The following is a 16,593-nucleotide window of genomic DNA, read 5'->3' on the forward strand; positions in this document are numbered from 1 at the left end:
CTGAAGAACTTGGTCTTTACATGGCAGGAGCTAAGAGAAAGGAGGTAACAGCCTGATGGGTTCATCTGATAATTCTAAAAACAGCTTTTTGGCAAAACCAGCTGTACAGTCCATTTTAGCTGCTATTCTCTGTATAATAATCGGACTTTTTGTTGGTTACATTGCACTTCTTATCATCAATCCTAAGGGTGCAACAGAAGCTATCATTACAATTTTAAAGAATTACTTTACTTATCCAACCAAGGCCGCGGCAATGAAGTACCTTGGAAACACACTTGTTAAGGCTGCTCCACTTCTTATGTGCGCGTTGTCGATTCAGTTCTGCTACCAGGCTGGACTTTTCAACATCGGAGCTGCCGGACAGTATGTAGCAGGCGCAGGTGCAGCACTGTTTTGTGCGCTTTCACTTAAGCTTCCTTGGATAGTGTGCCTCCTTGCAGCACTTATCGCAGGTGGTGTATTTGGAATAATCGTAGGACTGTTAAAGTCATATCTTAACGTTAATGAGGTTATTTCAGGAATCATGCTCAACTGGATAGGTCTTTACACAGTTAACATGCTTCTTTCGGGAGTAAAAGAGACTGCAAGCCCATATACAGTACAGGTTGCCAGCGTAAATGAATCAGCGCTCTTGCCATCACTGGGACTTGAAAAGCTCTTTTCAAATAATAAGTATGTAACAATAGCAATTCCACTTGCTATCCTCGTTGCGATACTTATTAAGATCATTCTCAGTAAGACAGTATTTGGCTATGAGATCAAGGCAACTGGTATTGCCAAGGATGCAGCCAAGTACAGTGGAATGAAAGAAAAGAGAAATGTGATCATAACACTCTTTATCGGCGGTGCACTTGCTGGTATCGGAGCAGCTTTCCTTTTCCTTTCAGGATACGAGCAGTGGTCAGTAACTCAGTCATCTGTTCCTTCAATGGGCTTTAATGGAATTGCAGCTACGTTCCTTGGTGGTCTTGATCCAATTGGAACAATATTTGCTTCCTACTTTATTCAGCACATTACAAGTGGTGGATCATACCTTGATAAGAACATCTATCCTTCACAGATTTCAGACTTTATTTCAGCTATCATCATTTACCTGTGTGGATTTGTATTATTCTTTAAGTTATATCTGAATAACTATTTGAGGAATAGACAGGAGAGAGCAAAAGAAAGAAAAGAAGGAGGTAAAAGATAATGGTATTACTAATTCAGTATACACTTTTATTTGCTTCAGTTTTGATCTTGGTTGCTCTTGGCGGATGCTTTTCTGAGCACTCTGGTGTTATTAACCTGGGACTTGAGGGAATCATGGTAATGGGAGCTTTAGGCGGCGCCCTTACACTTAAGTATATTTCTCCAAATACACCAGCATTACTGATAGTACTTGCAGTAATCCTTGCAGCAGTAGTTTCTGGAGTTGTTTATTCTGTACTTCTTGCTGTTGCCTGCATCAACTTAAAGGCTGATCAGACCCTTGTTGGTACAGCTCTTAACATGCTTGCTGCAGCTGCAGCTACAGTTATTGTTAAGTCAATAAACATGGCAGAAAACCCAGATAACGTTTCTTCTACTGTGCAGTACACACAGACCAAGAAGGCGCTGGTTGTTCCAATTGGTTCATTCCAGTTTAACTGGTTCATGCTTGTAGCACTTATAGCGCTTATCCTTGCTTATGTTGTACTTTATAAGACAAGATTTGGTCTTCGTCTTATGGCCTGCGGTGAACATCCTCAGGCTGCAGACAGTGTAGGTATCAATGTATATACAATGCGTTGGGCTGGAGTACTTATTTCTGGAATGCTTGCTGGTATTGGTGGTATTGTTTATATCACAGCCGGTGTTAGTGAATGGAAGTTTGAGGTAGGTGTTGCAGGATTTGGTTTCCTTGCTCTTGCAGTTATGATCTTTGGTCAGTGGAAACCAATTAACATTGGTCTTGCAGCTATACTGTTTGGATTCTTTAGAGCATTGTCCAACGTATACTCAGGATTTGATTTCCTTGCAGCATTGAACATTCCAGGTTCTGTTTACAACATGATGCCTTATATCATTTCACTTATTGTTCTTGCATTTACTTCATCTAATTCAAGAGCACCTAAGGCAGAAGGTATTCCTTACGACAAGGGATCAAGGTAATAGAATAAAAAATGTTTTCCCCGCCTTAATAGGCGGGGAATTTAGACTAAAGACAAATCAGGATGAAATTAGAATTATGGAAATAAACGTACAGGAATTGATCAAAAAGGCTCTGGAAATGAGAAAAATGAGCTATACTCCTTATTCACATTTCAATGTAGGAGCAGCACTTCTTGCTGCAAATGGCACTGTCTATACAGGCTGCAATATCGAAAATGCTTCTTTTACACCTACCAATTGTGCTGAGAGAACAGCTTTTTTCAAGGCTGTCAGTGAGGGCGTTAAGGAATTTACAGCTATAGCCGTTGTTGGAGGACCTGCTGGAGCAGACCCTGTAGATTACTGCCCGCCATGCGGAGTTTGCAGGCAGGTAATGAGTGAATTCTGCCATGATGACTTTAAGATCATAATCGCTAAATCTGTTGATGAGTACAAAATAGTTGATCTTAACGATAATCTTCCTGACAGATTTGGACCAAAAGATCTTTTGGGTTGACTTAGTGCTATGTTTTATGTTATATTATAGTGCGTTGTGATAATCAGACGGTCCTCTGACATATTGATTATGTGTAAGAACGTCCATAGAATAGGAGAATAGATATGAGTACAATTATCCAGGAGCTCGAGAAAGAGCAGCTTAACGCTAACGCACCTGTATTCAACACTGGTGACACAGTTAGAGTTCATGCTAAGATCAAGGAAGGAAACCGTGAGAGAATTCAGGTTTTCGAGGGAACTGTTAAGAAGATTCAGGGCGGAAGCAACCGTACTACTTTCACAGTAAGAAAAGAGTCTTACGGTGTTGGCGTTGAGAAGACATGGCCTCTTCACTCACCTATCGTTGAGAAGGTTGAAGTTGTTAGAAGAGGTAAGGTAAGAAGAGCTAAGCTGAACTACCTTAAGGGACTTACAGGTAAAAAGGCTAAGGTTAAGGAGCTTGTTACCAGATAATTTGTTTTTTAAAGGGCAGTTACGTTTAGTAATTGCCCTTTTTAAATTCTAAAGCTGATTGAGGTACTCTATCATGAGATCAAGGAAGAACTATCTTACTTTTAATCAAAAGAAAAAGAGAATAACCCCAAAGCTTATCAGAGAAATCTTTTCATGGCTCTCTATTACTTTAGCTGCTGTAGCAGTAGCCTGTGCACTTGTATTCTTCTTTGGAATGCAGGTAATGGTCATTGGTGATTCAATGGAGCCACTTCTTTCAAATGGTCAGAAGGTTTTAGTTGACAGGGCACTATCAAAGATTATTAGTCCCAAAACCGGAGATATAGTTGTATTTCTACCAAATGGTAATACTAATTCCCATTATTATGTAAAAAGAATAGTCGCAAAGGCCGGAGATACAGTCCAGATAACAGATGGTACTTTGTATATTAATGGTGAACCTTCCAAAGAGGATGACGACTATTTTGATAAAATGGAGGATGCAGGCATTGCATCCAATCCAATAAAGCTAAAAAGCGGAGAATATTTTGTTCTTGGCGATAACAGAAACAGCAGTGAAGATTCCAGAAGTGCTAATATTGGAATCGTTAGTGAGTCAATGATCGTTGGAAAAGCATGGTTTAAATTTGCATATGAAGATGCGCACTTTGGACCAATCTTAGACAATTATTAAGGACTGGTGATTATATGAATTATCAATGGTATCCCGGACATATGACAAAGGCTATCAGAATGATGCAGGAAAACATCAAGCTGATAGATATAATAATAGAGCTTACTGATGCCCGTATTCCAGCGTCAGGAAGAAATCCTGATATTGACGAGCTTGGTAAGAACAAGTACAGACTTATTATCTTAAATAAGGCTGATCTTGCAGACCCTGCAGTTACCAAAAGATGGAAAGAATACTATGAAGCACAGGGCAATTTTGTTCTTGAAATGAATTCCAAGACAGGAAATGAAGCTGGTAAGGTTAAAGATGTGATTCAAAGTGCCTGCGCAGAGAAAATAGAGCGGGATAAGAAAAGAGGAATTGTAGGAAGACCTATCAGAGCCATGGTGGCAGGTATTCCCAATGTAGGTAAGTCTACATTCATAAATAAGCTTGCTGGAAGAAACTCTGCAAAAACAGGTAATAAACCTGGAGTAACTAAGGGAAAACAATGGATTTCTCTTGGAAAAAACATGCAGCTTCTTGATACTCCCGGTATTTTATGGCCTAAATTTGAGGATCAGGAGGTAGGACTTCATCTTGCGCTTATTGGTTCCATGAATGATGAAAATCTTGATAGCGTGGAACTTGCCTGTGATCTGATAAAAGTGCTAAATAACTACTACCCTGGAGTCATAAAAGAGAAGTATAATATAACTGAAGAGCAGTTATCTGTCTTTTTAGAGGATCAGTATGCTAATGAGTTTAGCGCGGTGCTTTCTGCTATCGCAGAAAACAGAAAACTGATCAAACAGGGAGCTGTTCCTGATATTGACAGAGCTTCATCACTTCTGCTTGATGATTTTAGAAATGGAAGACTTGGAAGACTGTCATTGGAAAGACCTGAATAAAATAGTGCATCGACGCACGGAATCGAGATGGAAAATGAGTAAAGTACTTAAAGAGATCATGAGCACACTTTTATACCTGGTAGTAATCTTTGGACTTACTTTCCTGTTTATAACCTTTGTAGCTCAGAGAACAGAAGTAAGTGGTTCTTCAATGGAGCCAACACTTCAGGATCATGATTCTTTGATAGTTGATAAGCTTTCTTACAGATTCATAGAACCTCATAGATATGATATTGTTATTTTCCCATATCAGTATGGTAACAATCAGTACTTCATAAAAAGAGTCATTGGCCTTCCAGGGGAAAGGGTCAGAATCGATTTTGACGGAACCATCTATATAAACGATGCAAAGCTTATTGAGAACTATGGAGCTGAAGTTATCATTGATCCAGGAAGAGCTGAAACAGAAATACTTCTTGGAGAAGACGAATACTTTGTAATGGGTGATAATAGAAATCACAGTATGGACAGCAGAGATATCTCGGTGGGGAACATTCATAAGAAGGATATCCTGGGTAAGGCTTTTGTGAGGATATATCCATTTTCAAAATTTGGGGGAGTAGAATAATGCAGTCACTTTCTGACATCAAGGGGATACTACAAAGCTCACAAACAGAAGATGAGCTCAAGCTTTTTATTGATACCTACAAAAGTGATGAAAGAGCCGGAGTTATCAAACTTGTTGAAAGTGCAAGTAAAAAAATAGATTCACTTGAAAAAGAGAAAAAACGTACCTATGAAATGTACAGGTACGAACGTGAATATGGAGATCTTGGCCTGTTATGCGGGATAGATGAGGTTGGTAGAGGCCCGCTTGCAGGTCCTGTCTATGCAGCAGCTGTTATATTAAAGCCTGACTGCCCTTTGTTATATCTAAATGATTCCAAGAAATTATCCGAAAAAAAGAGAGAAGAGCTTTATGATGTCATAATGGAAGAGGCAGTAAGCGTAAGCATTGGCTTTTCTACTTGTGAGCGCATTGATGAAATCAATATCCTTAATGCCACATATGAAGCTATGACCAAGGCAGTAGAGGGACTTAATCCTAAGCCTGATGCACTTTTAATTGATGCTGTTCACATTCCTCAGCTTGAAATGTACAAACAGGTATCTATCATAAAAGGTGATGCCAAGAGCGCATCAATTGCGGCAGCAAGCATCATTGCCAAGGTTACAAGGGACCGCCTTATGAAAGAACTTTCTTTGAAGTATCCTGAGTACGGATTTGATTCAAATAAGGGATATGGAAGCGAAGCTCATATTGCTGCCCTGAAAAAGTATGGCCCCTGCGAGATTCACAGACGTTCCTTCATAGGTAATTTTGTATGAGTATAATTGGTGGTGTTACCGGGCAAAATAATACTTTAAATATTGATGGTAGCAGTTTAAGGGGGCAGGAAGTATCTTCACAAAACCTTGAGCTTAAAACTGGATCTACCATTCAAGGTACTGTTGTGTCCATTAGTGACACAACCGAAGGTAAGATTGCTACAATAAATGTTGGTGATGCTGAAATTCAGGCAAGGCTCCAGGATGGAATGGGGCTTAGAGAAGGGCAGACTCTTAATTTTAGTGTCAGGAGCGGCTCATCAGGCACTGTGTCCATAACTCCTCTTTATGAGAATACTTCCATAGATCAGAGCACACTTAAGGCTCTGACTGCCGCTGGAATTGAAATAAATAATGATTCGATCCAGATGGTGAAGGATATGATGTCAGCATCTTTACCTATCAATAAAGATGCGCTTCTTGAGATGAATAAGTCTCTTAATTCATTTCCAAATACTTCTGTCACAACTCTTGTTGAGATGAAGAGTCTTGGGATTCCAATTGATGAAAACAATATACAGCAATTTGAGAGCTACAAAAACTATGAACATCAGGTAACTTCTACTATGGAAAGCATAATAGAAGATATGCCAAATGCATTTTCTGAACTTATGGCTGCGGGAAAGGATACCCAGGCTTTAGATCTGTATGGCTCAGTACTTAAACTCTTTGGTCAGGAGATAAACCTTTCCGAAGAAGCTAATTCAAAAGAAGCAGGACCCATATCCAATTCGCTGGTTGATGCTGATGAAGAAGCTTTAGAAAGCACTGAGATCACTAAGGATAATTCACAGGCTGTGGCAAAGGAAGCTGAACTTCAAGATGCTTTAAAAGCTTCTGGAGATAGTGTCAGGCAGCCTTCCATGGCTTTATCAGACAGATTTATTGATAACCTTAGAAATCTTGGAATCTCTGATAAAACCATAAACACTTATAGTGAAGCTCTAAAAGAAGCTGCGAACCTGGATCTTTCTGAGAACCCTCAGCAGGCAGCAAAGCTTGAAAATGCACAGAAGGCTCTTTTAAAGGAACTGGCGCAGAACTTTGAAAAGGCTGACATGTCAGACCCTGCTGAAAGTGCAGCCTGGAAAAATGTCTTTTCAGGAAAAGAATATACAAAGCTCTTAAAGGATAATATGCAGTCTCAGTGGCATCTAAAACCACTGGAAGTTGGAAATAAAGAGAATATTGAAAACCTCTATCAAAGGCTGAGTAATCAGGCTAAGGGCCTTACAAATGCCATAACTCAGAATCTTGGAGCTGAGAGCAGGCTGGCGCAGTCAGCTAATAATCTTCAGAATAACCTGGACTTTATGAATCAGCTAAATCAGATGTTTCAATATGTTCAGCTTCCACTTCAGATGGCAGGGCAGAATGTCCATGGAGATCTTTATGTCTACAGAAACAAACATAAGAAGATGAGTGAAGACGGTTCTGTAAGCGCAGCACTCCATCTGGATATGGAAAATCTAGGACCTGTTGATGTATATGTAAAGCTGCTTAACAGCAAGGTTACCACGAACTTTTATGTGGCAGATGACAGCGTCATAGATCTTATAAATGACAATATCCACATTTTGAATGAGAGACTTGAAAAAAGAGGATATTACATGGAAGCTACATTAAAGCTTCATGATGATATGGACGGACAGGACCTGGCTGTTGATGAGATGCTCAGCGTAAGCAAGACACCTGTCATTTCAACCAATTCTTTTGATGCAAGAGCTTAAAGGGCGCAGGTATGGCTGAAAATAACGAGAAGAAAAAAATAAAAACTGCCGTGGCTCTGGGCTATGATCCCAATGAAGACGGCGCTCCTAAGGTCATTGCATCAGGCCGCGGAGCTCTGGCTGAAAAGATCATTGAACAGGCTAAGGACAACAAGATCCCGGTTCATGAGGACGACAAGCTTGCTGATACTCTTTCGAGACTTGAAATTGGCGAGATGATTCCTCCTGAGCTCTATGAGGTTGTGGCTGAAATTCTGGTCTTTGTTGATGCAATGGACAAGATCAAGGCAAAAGATAAATCAAGGTAAAGGTAACAGGTAATTTGAATTGAATAAAAGAGTAATTGGCGATGGGAATGAAGATCTTGTCTGTAACTATTTGAAATCCCAGGGGATAAAGATCATAGCTCGCAATTTCCGTTGCAGACAGGGTGAAATCGATATAATTGCCAGGGATAAAGAATATCTTTGCTTTATTGAAGTGAAATTCCGCAATAGTTCTGATTATGGACAGCCCCAGGAAGCAGTAAATTATTATAAACAAAGAAAAATATCTAAAGTCTCAAGGTTCTATCTATATTCTAAAAATCTTTCTTTTGATACCCCTATAAGATATGATGTAATTGCAGTGTCCGTAAATGAAGGCATTAAAGCTATCAAGTGGATAAAAAATGCCTTTGACTATATTGAATGAAAAGGAAGCAAAATGAGAAATATCAGGATAAAGCGTTATGGAAATATGAAGACTATGGAGCTTAGAGAAAATGGTGATCTAAAATACCTTGTTTTCCCCAAAATTGAGAAACTTGGCATAGTTGATCATATGTTTAGCACAAGGCTTGGTGGCGTTTCAAAAGGTATTTATAGTGAGTGCAACTTAAGTTACACAAGAGGAGACGATAAAGAGGCTGTTGATGAGAACTACAGACTTATATCTGATGCTCTTGGCCATGGCAAAAAGCTGGATGATTTTGTGTGCACATTCCAAACCCACACAACTAATGTCAAGGTCATTACAGAAAAGGACAGGGGAAAGGGGCCAAAGATCCAGAGGGACTATACAGACATTGACGGCCTTATAACTAATGTTCCAGGAATAATTCTAGCTACTTTTCACGCTGACTGCCCGCCTGTATATTTTATTGACCCTGTTACGAGAGCTATCGGTCTGTCCCATTCCGGCTGGAAAGGAACTAAGGGCAAAATTGCCATGAAAACTATAGAAAAGATGACCGAAAATTATGGCACTGACCCATCTGATCTTATATGTGCCATAGGCCCATCTATTTGCGGCCCCTGCTATGAGATCGGAGAGGATGTTGCAAAAGAGTTTTCAGGCGCCTTTAGTAAACATGAGCTTGAGAATGAAAAGATACTGATCCCATATCCTGAAGGGAAGTACAGGCTTTATCTTTGGAATGCTATAAAGCTTACTCTTTTGCAAAGTGGCGTAAAAGAAGAGAACATTATTGTTACTGATATATGTACCAGATGCAATCCAGATCTTCTTTTTTCACATAGGATTCATGGTGAAAAAAGAGGGAATCTGTGCGCTTTTTTGTCAATTAAGGAATAATTATCGAAAAAAAGTATAATTCTTAAGAAATCTTAAGAAATTTCGACGGTAAATCTTAAGATTTAGATGATTTAATAGTAATAAGAAAGATATGAGAGGACGCTATGGAAAACATTTTAGTATGTGATGACGACAGAGAAATAGTTGATGCTATCGAAATCTACCTGGAGCAGGAAGGTTTTCACGTCTACAAGGCCTACGACGGAGAAGAGGGACTATCTGTACTTCGAAAAAACCAGATCCACCTTGCTATAGTTGATATCATGATGCCAAAGCTTGATGGCATTCATCTTGTTAAAGAGCTTCGAGGTTTCTCAACTATTCCCGTTATCTTTCTTTCAGCAAAATCAGAAGATTCTGACAAGATCCTGGGACTTAATATTGGTGCAGATGACTATGTTACAAAGCCCTTTAACCCACTTGAACTTGTGGCGAGAGTTAAAAGTAATGTAAGAAGATACACCACCCTTGGCAAGATTGTTGAAAAAGACAATGTTTATACTTCTGGTGGACTGGTTGTGGACGATAATGCCAAAACAGTAACTGTTTATGGCGAATCCATAAGGCTTACACCCATTGAGTATAAGATTTTGGCTTTTCTTGCCAAGAACAAAGGAAAGGTATATTCAATCGACCAGATTTATGAAAATATCTGGGGAGATATCTCTGTCAGAACTGATAATACCATAGCTGTCCATATCAGACATATCAGAGAAAAAATAGAAGTGGATCCAAGAGAACCCAAATTCCTTAAGGTGGTTTGGGGCGTTGGATACAAAATTGAGGAAGATGCTAAATGAAAAAGAACGCAGGAAAATTCAGAACGCTCCGCTTAGTCCAGCATATACTGGCTGCAATAGTTGCTTTTGCAATAGCTTATACCATGGCTGGCTCAAGCATAATGATCAGCGGAATAAATGGCTATCAGTCCTATAATCTGTACGAATCAGACAAGTCAAGGGATTATGAATCTTCATATCTTTTCAATAATATTCTTGGCAATAATGTCTCCGATGTACTCAGGCACGTGGCCATCAGAAGCCAGCTTGAAACAGCTGGGCAGTATGATGATAAGAAAATGATAGATGTAACAGCCTATGTAAACAGAGGGGCTACACTCTCTGGTGATTATATAACTGCTGTTTACTATTTATCAGACCTTCTTAAATGGGCGCAGAGTGGATTTAACTACGAGACCAAGATGTTTAACAGTGAGCAGAGCGCTAATTTCCTTAGTGCTTCAACAACCTATACTCACCTTAAAAACAATGCCTTCTCAGGTGGGATGAACTCCTATCTTAATTCACAGATAGATGGAAACAGTATCACTTTTGCTATCTCTGGAAACTCCGTCCCTTCAGACGGTGAACACACATGCCTCATAAACAGATATCAGACAGCAGATGGCAGGAATATTGAAGATATTGTTTCCACCTGGGAAGAATACAACCTTTTGTGCTCATATGTTGAAGAGGCGGCAAAAGATCTTTTGTCCAACTACGAAGAGTACAACAATACCATATCCTACTATGATTACTTGAACTCTAATTTAAGGTACTATATCACCAGGACCATAAATGGAAAAACAAGCGTGTTTACCAATGTCCCAGAGCTTTCAAAAGAAACAACTGGTAAAGACATTGGGGGCATTTTTGAAAATTATGGAAGATATATTTATTACTGCCCATATGAGATCAAGTATGAGACTAACACGCTTATAAAGGAGAGCGTTGTCAGGTCCATTGTAAAGACCTATAGCTATGCGTATCCTGATCAGATCAAGGTCTATATTGGTGTTGATACAATGCATTATCCTGTGGTGGACAGCTTCGTTTATGGTAAGACTAATTTTTCAAAATATATGCCATATAAGTCACAGCTTTATGTAATTGGCATCATTGCGGCAGTTTTGTACATGGTATTGCTTGTTGTCTACATTAGTCTTCAGAAGAAAGAGTTTGTTTATGCAGCTTCTGATGATCAGGAAGTAAAGGGTAAGGCAGACCTTACTAAGGGGCTGCAGACAGAACTTATTGCCATCATCGGCATTTTAGTGATGGTGATACCAGCAATACTGTATTATGCCTTTTACCTTATTACAGACAGAAGCGACATGCTGTCAAACACACTGTTTCCATATATCTGTGCTTTAATTGGATTTATTGCCAGTTGCGGATTTTTGTATATGGTTTACAGCCTTGCTAAAAAAGGTGCTCAAAAGCTTCTATGGAAAGACAGTGTTCTCAGAGCAATCATAATAGGCACAAGAAACCTTATAGTAAATACTACTGACAATGGCAATGTGATCATAAGAAGCTGGATCCCATATCTGTTCTTTGTCGCGTTTAATATCGTGTTATTCAGGCTTGGAGTAGCTGGAATACTTGTGGCTGCACTTTTCGATATACTGGTCGGAATATACAGATACAGACAAAATCTCGACAGAGACAAGATAATTGGAGTCATTGAAAATATTAAGAACGGAAACGTAAAGGATAAAGTTACATCAGAGAATCTGCATTCTGACAATATCAGACTTGCAGAGGCTGTAAACTCCATAGGAGAGGGTATAGACAGGGCAGTAAATACCAGCATGAAGGATGAAAAGCTAAAGGCTGACCTTATCACCAATGTGTCACATGACATCAAGACACCTCTTACTTCCATCATCAATTATGTTGACCTTTTAAAGCGTGAAGACATAAATAACGAAAAGGCTAAGGAATATATTGAAATTCTTGATGTTAAGAGCCAGAAATTAAAACAGCTGACTGAAGATCTTGTAGAGGCTTCTAAAATAAGCTCAGGAAATATCAGTATTGAGCTTTCCAGAATAAACTTTGTAGAACTTGTAAACCAGACTATCGGAGAGTTTTATGAAAAGCTTGAAAAGAATTCTCTTTCAGTGATCTTTAAGCCCAAGCAGCAGGATATGATGATCATGGCAGATGCAAGGCACCTTTGGAGAGTAATTGAGAACCTGCTCAACAACGTCTGCAAATATGCTCTTAGTGGTACGAGAGTTTATCTTGATATGGTTTATGAAGAGAATGAAAATGGAAATGACAAGGTAGTATTCTCAATAAAGAACATATCAGCTTCAGAGCTTAATATTGATGCAACGGAGCTGACAGAGAGATTTATAAGAGGAGATGTTTCAAGAACCACCGAGGGAAGCGGACTTGGGCTTTCAATTGCCAAGAACCTTACAGCTGCCCAGGGAGGCGACTTCGACATAAGACTTGATGGAGACCTGTTTAAGGTGATCATAAAGTTTGATGCAGCAAAATAAATATATGCATAAGAAAACCCTTGGGAGCAATCCCAAGGGTTTGATTTTGCTTTATTTACTCGTAAAGCTCTGGTGCAATAAGACCGTTGTTGTATTTTTCTACAATCTCATGGATCTTTTCAGTTGGCATATTAACTGTGGACATTGATGCATCATGATTAAGGAAATCAATGATTGTTGCAAGGAACTTGCCCATGTCTGCAATAAATATGTATTCTCTTGACTTGATCTCATCGTTCATGTAGGTGAGGTTAGTGGTAATAACTGCATCGAAGTATTTGTTTTTGTAGCCTTCGTCAAATTTCTTCATGCCATCTGTGAAAAGACCGAATGTTGTGCAGATAAATACTCTTTTTGCACCCATGTTCTTGAGCTGCCCTGCTGTATCGATCATTGATGAGCCAGAGGAGATCATATCATCGATGACGATAACGTCTCTTCCGTGAATGTCAGAGCCAAGGAACTCATGAGCTACGATTGGGTTTGTGCCGTTTACGATGTGAGCATAGTCACGTCTTTTGTAGAACATTCCTGTATCTGCGCCAATTACATTTGCAAAGTATACGGCTCTGTCCAAAGCACCTTCGTCAGGGCTTATTACGGTAAGGTGGTCTTTATCAACTGTAAGATCGTCTATGCGGGATAGAAGTGCTTTCATAAACTGGTAGGAAGCAAGGAAGTTATCAAAGCCGCCAAGGGGCTTGGCATTTGATATTCTTGGATCATGAGCGTCAAAGGTGATAAAGTTTGATATGCCCATGTCATGGAGCTCTTTAAACATCTGAGCAGCATCAAGGGATTCCATACCGTTTCTTTTGTGCTGTCTTCCTTCATAAAGGAAGGGCATTATTACATTTATTCTCTTAGCTTTTCCAGTGATGGCACCGATAACTCTTTTTAAATCCTGGTAATGATCATCGGGAGACTTGTGGTTGACGTAGTTGTACATCTTGTAGGTGATGCTGTAGTTGCAGACATCTGTCAGGATATAAACGTCATTACCACGGACACTTTCGTTTATTGTGGCCTTGGCTTCTCCGCTTCCAAATCTGTCGAGAGAGTAGTCAATTTTGTAAGAATCCTTAACATAACCGTGAAAAGCAGGATCAGACTCAGGCATCTGGTAAAGATTGTGCCTGAACTCAGCGATGTATTTATCAACGCTTTCTCCAAGAGACTTGGCAGATTCCATTACTATAAGATTAAGTGGTGCTACTGGGATTAAACTTTCTAATTGATGAAAATCAGGCATTTTTGCCCCTTTCTTAAGAAGATTTCAAGTGGTCAACCATTATCATATATATCACCTGTTGTGCTGACACGTCAAGAAATTTCATGTATAATATCAAATGGATTATTATTGACCGCAGTATGATAGGAAACAGTTATGAACAAGCACAAAAGCCACATCATTGGCGCCATCGAAGAAGGAAGTATTGCTCAGGAACTTGGCATTGAACCAGGGGATGAGCTGATTTCCATAAATGGTGAAAAGATAACTGATATCTTTGATTATCAGTTCCTTTCACATGATGAGCACCTTGATGTTCTTATAAAGAAACCTGATGGAGAAGAATGGCTCCTTGATGTAGATAAAGATTTTGATGAGGACCTTGGAATAGAGTTTGAAAACGGACTTATGGACGATTACAGGTCCTGCAGCAATAAATGTATTTTTTGCTTTATTGACCAGATGCCTAAGGGCATGAGAGAAACGCTTTATTTTAAAGACGACGATTCAAGGCTTTCATTTCTTCAGGGTAACTATGTAACACTTACCAATATGTCAGACGCTGACATAGACAGGATACTTAAGTACCATCTTTCGCCTATCAATGTCTCTTTTCAGACCACCAACCCTGAGCTACGTTGCAAGATGCTGGGAAACAGATTTGCAGGCGAAGCGCTGAAAAAGGTAGACAGACTCTGCAGTAAGGACTCAGGAATTGAGCTTAACGGACAGATAGTTCTCTGTAAGGGCGTAAATGACGGCCCTGAGCTTGAAAGGTCCATTAGAGATCTTACAAAATACATTCCAAATCTTCAGAGTGTATCTGTTGTTCCAGTTGGTCTTTCCAAGTACAGAGATGGTCTTTATCCATTAGAGTCATTTAACATCGAGGATGCCAAAGAGGTCATAGATATGATCGAATCCTGGCAGAAAAAGATCTATGACAAGCATGGGATTCATTTTATCCACGCCAGCGACGAGTGGTATTTCCTGGCTGGAAGACCGTTTCCGGAAGCTGAAAGATATGATGGTTATATACAGCTTGAAAATGGCGTTGGCATGATGAGACTTCTTATAAATGAGTTTAATGATGGCTTTGAAGATATGCTTCGTGACCACAAGACAGAAATTGATGGTACTAAGCGCCACATTTCTGTTGCCACAGGAAGGCTTGTTTATCCCTGCATAAAAGACATGGCAGAAAAGGCCATGAGCGTTTGTGCTGGACTTAAAATAGATGTTTATGAGATAATAAACGAGTTTTTTGGTGAAAAGATCACAGTATCAGGGCTTTTGACCGGTCAGGACATAACTTCGCAGCTCAAAGGAAAAGACCTTGGGGATGAGCTTTTTTTACCAGTAAACCTGTTAAGAAGCGGTGAAGATTACCTCCTAGACGATGTGAGAATTTGCGACATCGAAAGGGAGCTTAACATCAAAGTAGGAATAAGCAGTGGCGATGGCTACGGACTTGTTTCTGATTTCTTTGGGATAGAATATTAAAAGGATAGTTTATGAGCAGAAAAAATATTGTTGCCGTAGTAGGCAGACCAAATGTAGGAAAATCCACATTCTTTAACGCCATGGCAGGTTCAAGGATCGCTATTGTGGAAGATACTCCAGGCGTTACAAGAGACAGGATATATCAGGATGTTGAGTGGCTTAATCACAGCTTTACTCTCATTGATACCGGTGGTATTGAGCCTGATTCTAATGACGTAATCTTGTCGCAAATGAGAGAGCAGGCCCAGATTGCCATTGATACAGCTGATGTCATCATCTTTATGGTAGACGTCAAGCAGGGACTTGTGGATGCTGATGCCAAGGTTGCAGATATGCTAAGGCGCTCAGGAAAGCCAATTGTTCTTTGTGTCAATAAGGTTGATAATTACAGCAGAGATTCTCTTGATGTCTATGAGTTTTACAACCTTGGAATTGGTGAGCCTTTCCCTATATCTGCTGTTAACAAACAGGGCCTTGGTGATCTTCTTGAAGAAGTAGTGAGCCATTTTTCCAAGGATTCAACCGCAGAGGAAGAGGACGATTCAATCAAGGTTGCTATTATCGGTAAGCCAAATGTTGGTAAGAGCTCAATAATCAACAAACTCATCGGTGAAAACAGACTTATTGTTTCTGATGTTGCTGGAACCACAAGAGATGCTATAGATACAGAGGTTAAGCACAACGGCAAAAAGTACGTATTTATTGATACAGCAGGACTTCGCAGAAAGAATAAGGTCAAGGATGCCCTTGAACACTATATGATCGTAAGGACTGTAGGAGCTGTGGAAAGGGCTGATGTATGTATCCTTGTCATCAATGCTGAAGACGGTGTTACAGAGCAGGATGCCAAGATAGCCGGAATAGCCCATGAAAGCGGCAAAGCAGTCATCATAGCTGTGAACAAGTGGGACCTTATTGAAAAAGACAATCATTCAGTAAAAGAGTTTACCAAGGATATCAGGAATACTCTTGCATTTATGAACTATGCAGAGATCATGTTCATATCTGCTGAGACTGGTCAGAGGCTTGTTAAACTCTACGATATGATCGACATTGTAAGTGAGAATCATGCTCTCAGAGTTGCCACAGGTGTACTTAATGAGATTATGACTCAGGCTGTTGTTATGCAGCAGCCACCTAGCGATAAGGGTAAGATACTTAAGCTGTTCTATATAACTCAGGCTTCGGTTAAGCCGCCTACTTTTGTAATTTTTGTAAACGACAAGAACTTGATGCACTTTAGCTACACCAGATATATTGAGAATCAGATAAGAGAGGCCTTTGGA

17 protein-coding genes are annotated in these 16,593 nt (G+C 39.7%); 16 read left to right on the plus strand and 1 reads right to left on the minus strand.

Annotated features, from left to right (window positions below):
- The first annotated feature begins 55 nt into the window (after window positions 1–55).
- The 14 genes from J6I68_RS05895 (at window position 56) to J6I68_RS05960 (ending at window position 12,573) form a co-directional block, all read left to right on the plus strand.
- Complete coding sequence (locus J6I68_RS05895) at window positions 56–1,192, plus strand: ABC transporter permease (protein WP_292218453.1); 1,137 nt, start codon at window positions 56–58, stop codon at window positions 1,190–1,192.
- Window positions 1,192–2,133, plus strand: coding sequence for an ABC transporter permease (locus J6I68_RS05900; protein ID WP_292218454.1), 942 nt, complete (start codon window positions 1,192–1,194; stop codon window positions 2,131–2,133). Before J6I68_RS05895 ends, J6I68_RS05900 begins: the two co-directional genes overlap by 1 nt.
- A 73-nt stretch (window positions 2,134–2,206) precedes the next feature.
- Window positions 2,207–2,629, plus strand: coding sequence for a cytidine deaminase (locus tag J6I68_RS05905; RefSeq protein WP_292218482.1), 423 nt, complete (start codon window positions 2,207–2,209; stop codon window positions 2,627–2,629).
- Between the two features lie 104 nt (window positions 2,630–2,733).
- Entirely contained in the window at window positions 2,734–3,084 is a 351-nt protein-coding gene (gene rplS, locus J6I68_RS05910; protein ID WP_292204305.1) for a 50S ribosomal protein L19, read from the plus strand.
- Between the two features lie 73 nt (window positions 3,085–3,157).
- Window positions 3,158–3,757: a signal peptidase I gene (gene lepB, locus J6I68_RS05915; protein WP_292218456.1), complete on the plus strand. Its 600-nt coding sequence runs from the start codon at window positions 3,158–3,160 to the stop codon at window positions 3,755–3,757.
- Between the two features lie 14 nt (window positions 3,758–3,771).
- Window positions 3,772–4,647, plus strand: coding sequence for a ribosome biogenesis GTPase YlqF (gene ylqF, locus J6I68_RS05920; protein WP_292218459.1), 876 nt, complete (start codon window positions 3,772–3,774; stop codon window positions 4,645–4,647).
- 34 nt (window positions 4,648–4,681) lie between these two features.
- Window positions 4,682–5,215: a signal peptidase I gene (gene lepB, locus J6I68_RS05925; protein WP_292218461.1), complete on the plus strand. Its 534-nt coding sequence runs from the start codon at window positions 4,682–4,684 to the stop codon at window positions 5,213–5,215.
- Window positions 5,215–5,976, plus strand: a complete 762-nt coding sequence (locus J6I68_RS05930) for a ribonuclease HII (protein ID WP_292218462.1) — start codon at window positions 5,215–5,217, stop codon at window positions 5,974–5,976. Before lepB (J6I68_RS05925) ends, J6I68_RS05930 begins: the two co-directional genes overlap by 1 nt.
- A complete protein-coding gene (gene fliK, locus J6I68_RS05935) occupies window positions 5,973–7,706 on the plus strand; it encodes a flagellar hook-length control protein FliK (protein ID WP_292218463.1) in 1,734 nt (577 codons plus the stop codon). Before J6I68_RS05930 ends, fliK begins: the two co-directional genes overlap by 4 nt.
- An 11-nt stretch (window positions 7,707–7,717) precedes the next feature.
- Entirely contained in the window at window positions 7,718–8,014 is a 297-nt protein-coding gene (locus tag J6I68_RS05940; protein WP_292218465.1) for an EscU/YscU/HrcU family type III secretion system export apparatus switch protein, read from the plus strand.
- Between the two features lie 19 nt (window positions 8,015–8,033).
- Window positions 8,034–8,399 carry a YraN family protein gene (locus J6I68_RS05945; RefSeq protein ID WP_292218466.1) on the plus strand — a complete coding sequence of 122 codons (366 nt, stop codon included), beginning with the start codon at window positions 8,034–8,036 and terminating at the stop codon, window positions 8,397–8,399.
- Between the two features lie 12 nt (window positions 8,400–8,411).
- The gene (gene pgeF, locus J6I68_RS05950; RefSeq protein ID WP_292218469.1) at window positions 8,412–9,281 is read left to right on the plus strand and encodes a peptidoglycan editing factor PgeF; all 870 of its coding nucleotides are present in this window, start codon (window positions 8,412–8,414) and stop codon (window positions 9,279–9,281) included.
- 104 nt (window positions 9,282–9,385) lie between these two features.
- Complete coding sequence (locus J6I68_RS05955; protein WP_292218471.1) at window positions 9,386–10,081, plus strand: response regulator transcription factor; 696 nt, start codon at window positions 9,386–9,388, stop codon at window positions 10,079–10,081.
- Window positions 10,078–12,573 carry a sensor histidine kinase gene (locus J6I68_RS05960; RefSeq protein ID WP_292218474.1) on the plus strand — a complete coding sequence of 832 codons (2,496 nt, stop codon included), beginning with the start codon at window positions 10,078–10,080 and terminating at the stop codon, window positions 12,571–12,573. The genes J6I68_RS05955 and J6I68_RS05960 overlap by 4 nt, the downstream gene beginning before the upstream one ends.
- Window positions 12,574–12,628: 55 nt before the next feature.
- On the opposite strand, the gene J6I68_RS05965 is transcribed toward J6I68_RS05960, so the two are convergent.
- Window positions 12,629–13,825 carry a ribose-phosphate pyrophosphokinase gene (locus tag J6I68_RS05965; RefSeq protein WP_292218475.1) on the minus strand — a complete coding sequence of 399 codons (1,197 nt, stop codon included), beginning with the start codon at window positions 13,823–13,825 and terminating at the stop codon, window positions 12,629–12,631.
- Window positions 13,826–13,960: 135 nt separating this feature from the next.
- Here J6I68_RS05965 and J6I68_RS05970 point away from each other — a divergent pair, with 135 nt between their 5' ends.
- Complete coding sequence (locus J6I68_RS05970) at window positions 13,961–15,307, plus strand: DUF512 domain-containing protein (protein ID WP_292218477.1); 1,347 nt, start codon at window positions 13,961–13,963, stop codon at window positions 15,305–15,307.
- Window positions 15,308–15,318: 11 nt separating this feature from the next.
- Window positions 15,319–16,593 (plus strand): ribosome biogenesis GTPase Der (gene der, locus J6I68_RS05975; protein ID WP_292218480.1); only part of this gene is annotated, 1,275 nt, incomplete at its 3' end.

This window comes from Butyrivibrio sp., from assembly GCF_017940685.1.
GTDB lineage: Bacteria > Bacillota > Clostridia > Lachnospirales > Lachnospiraceae > Butyrivibrio.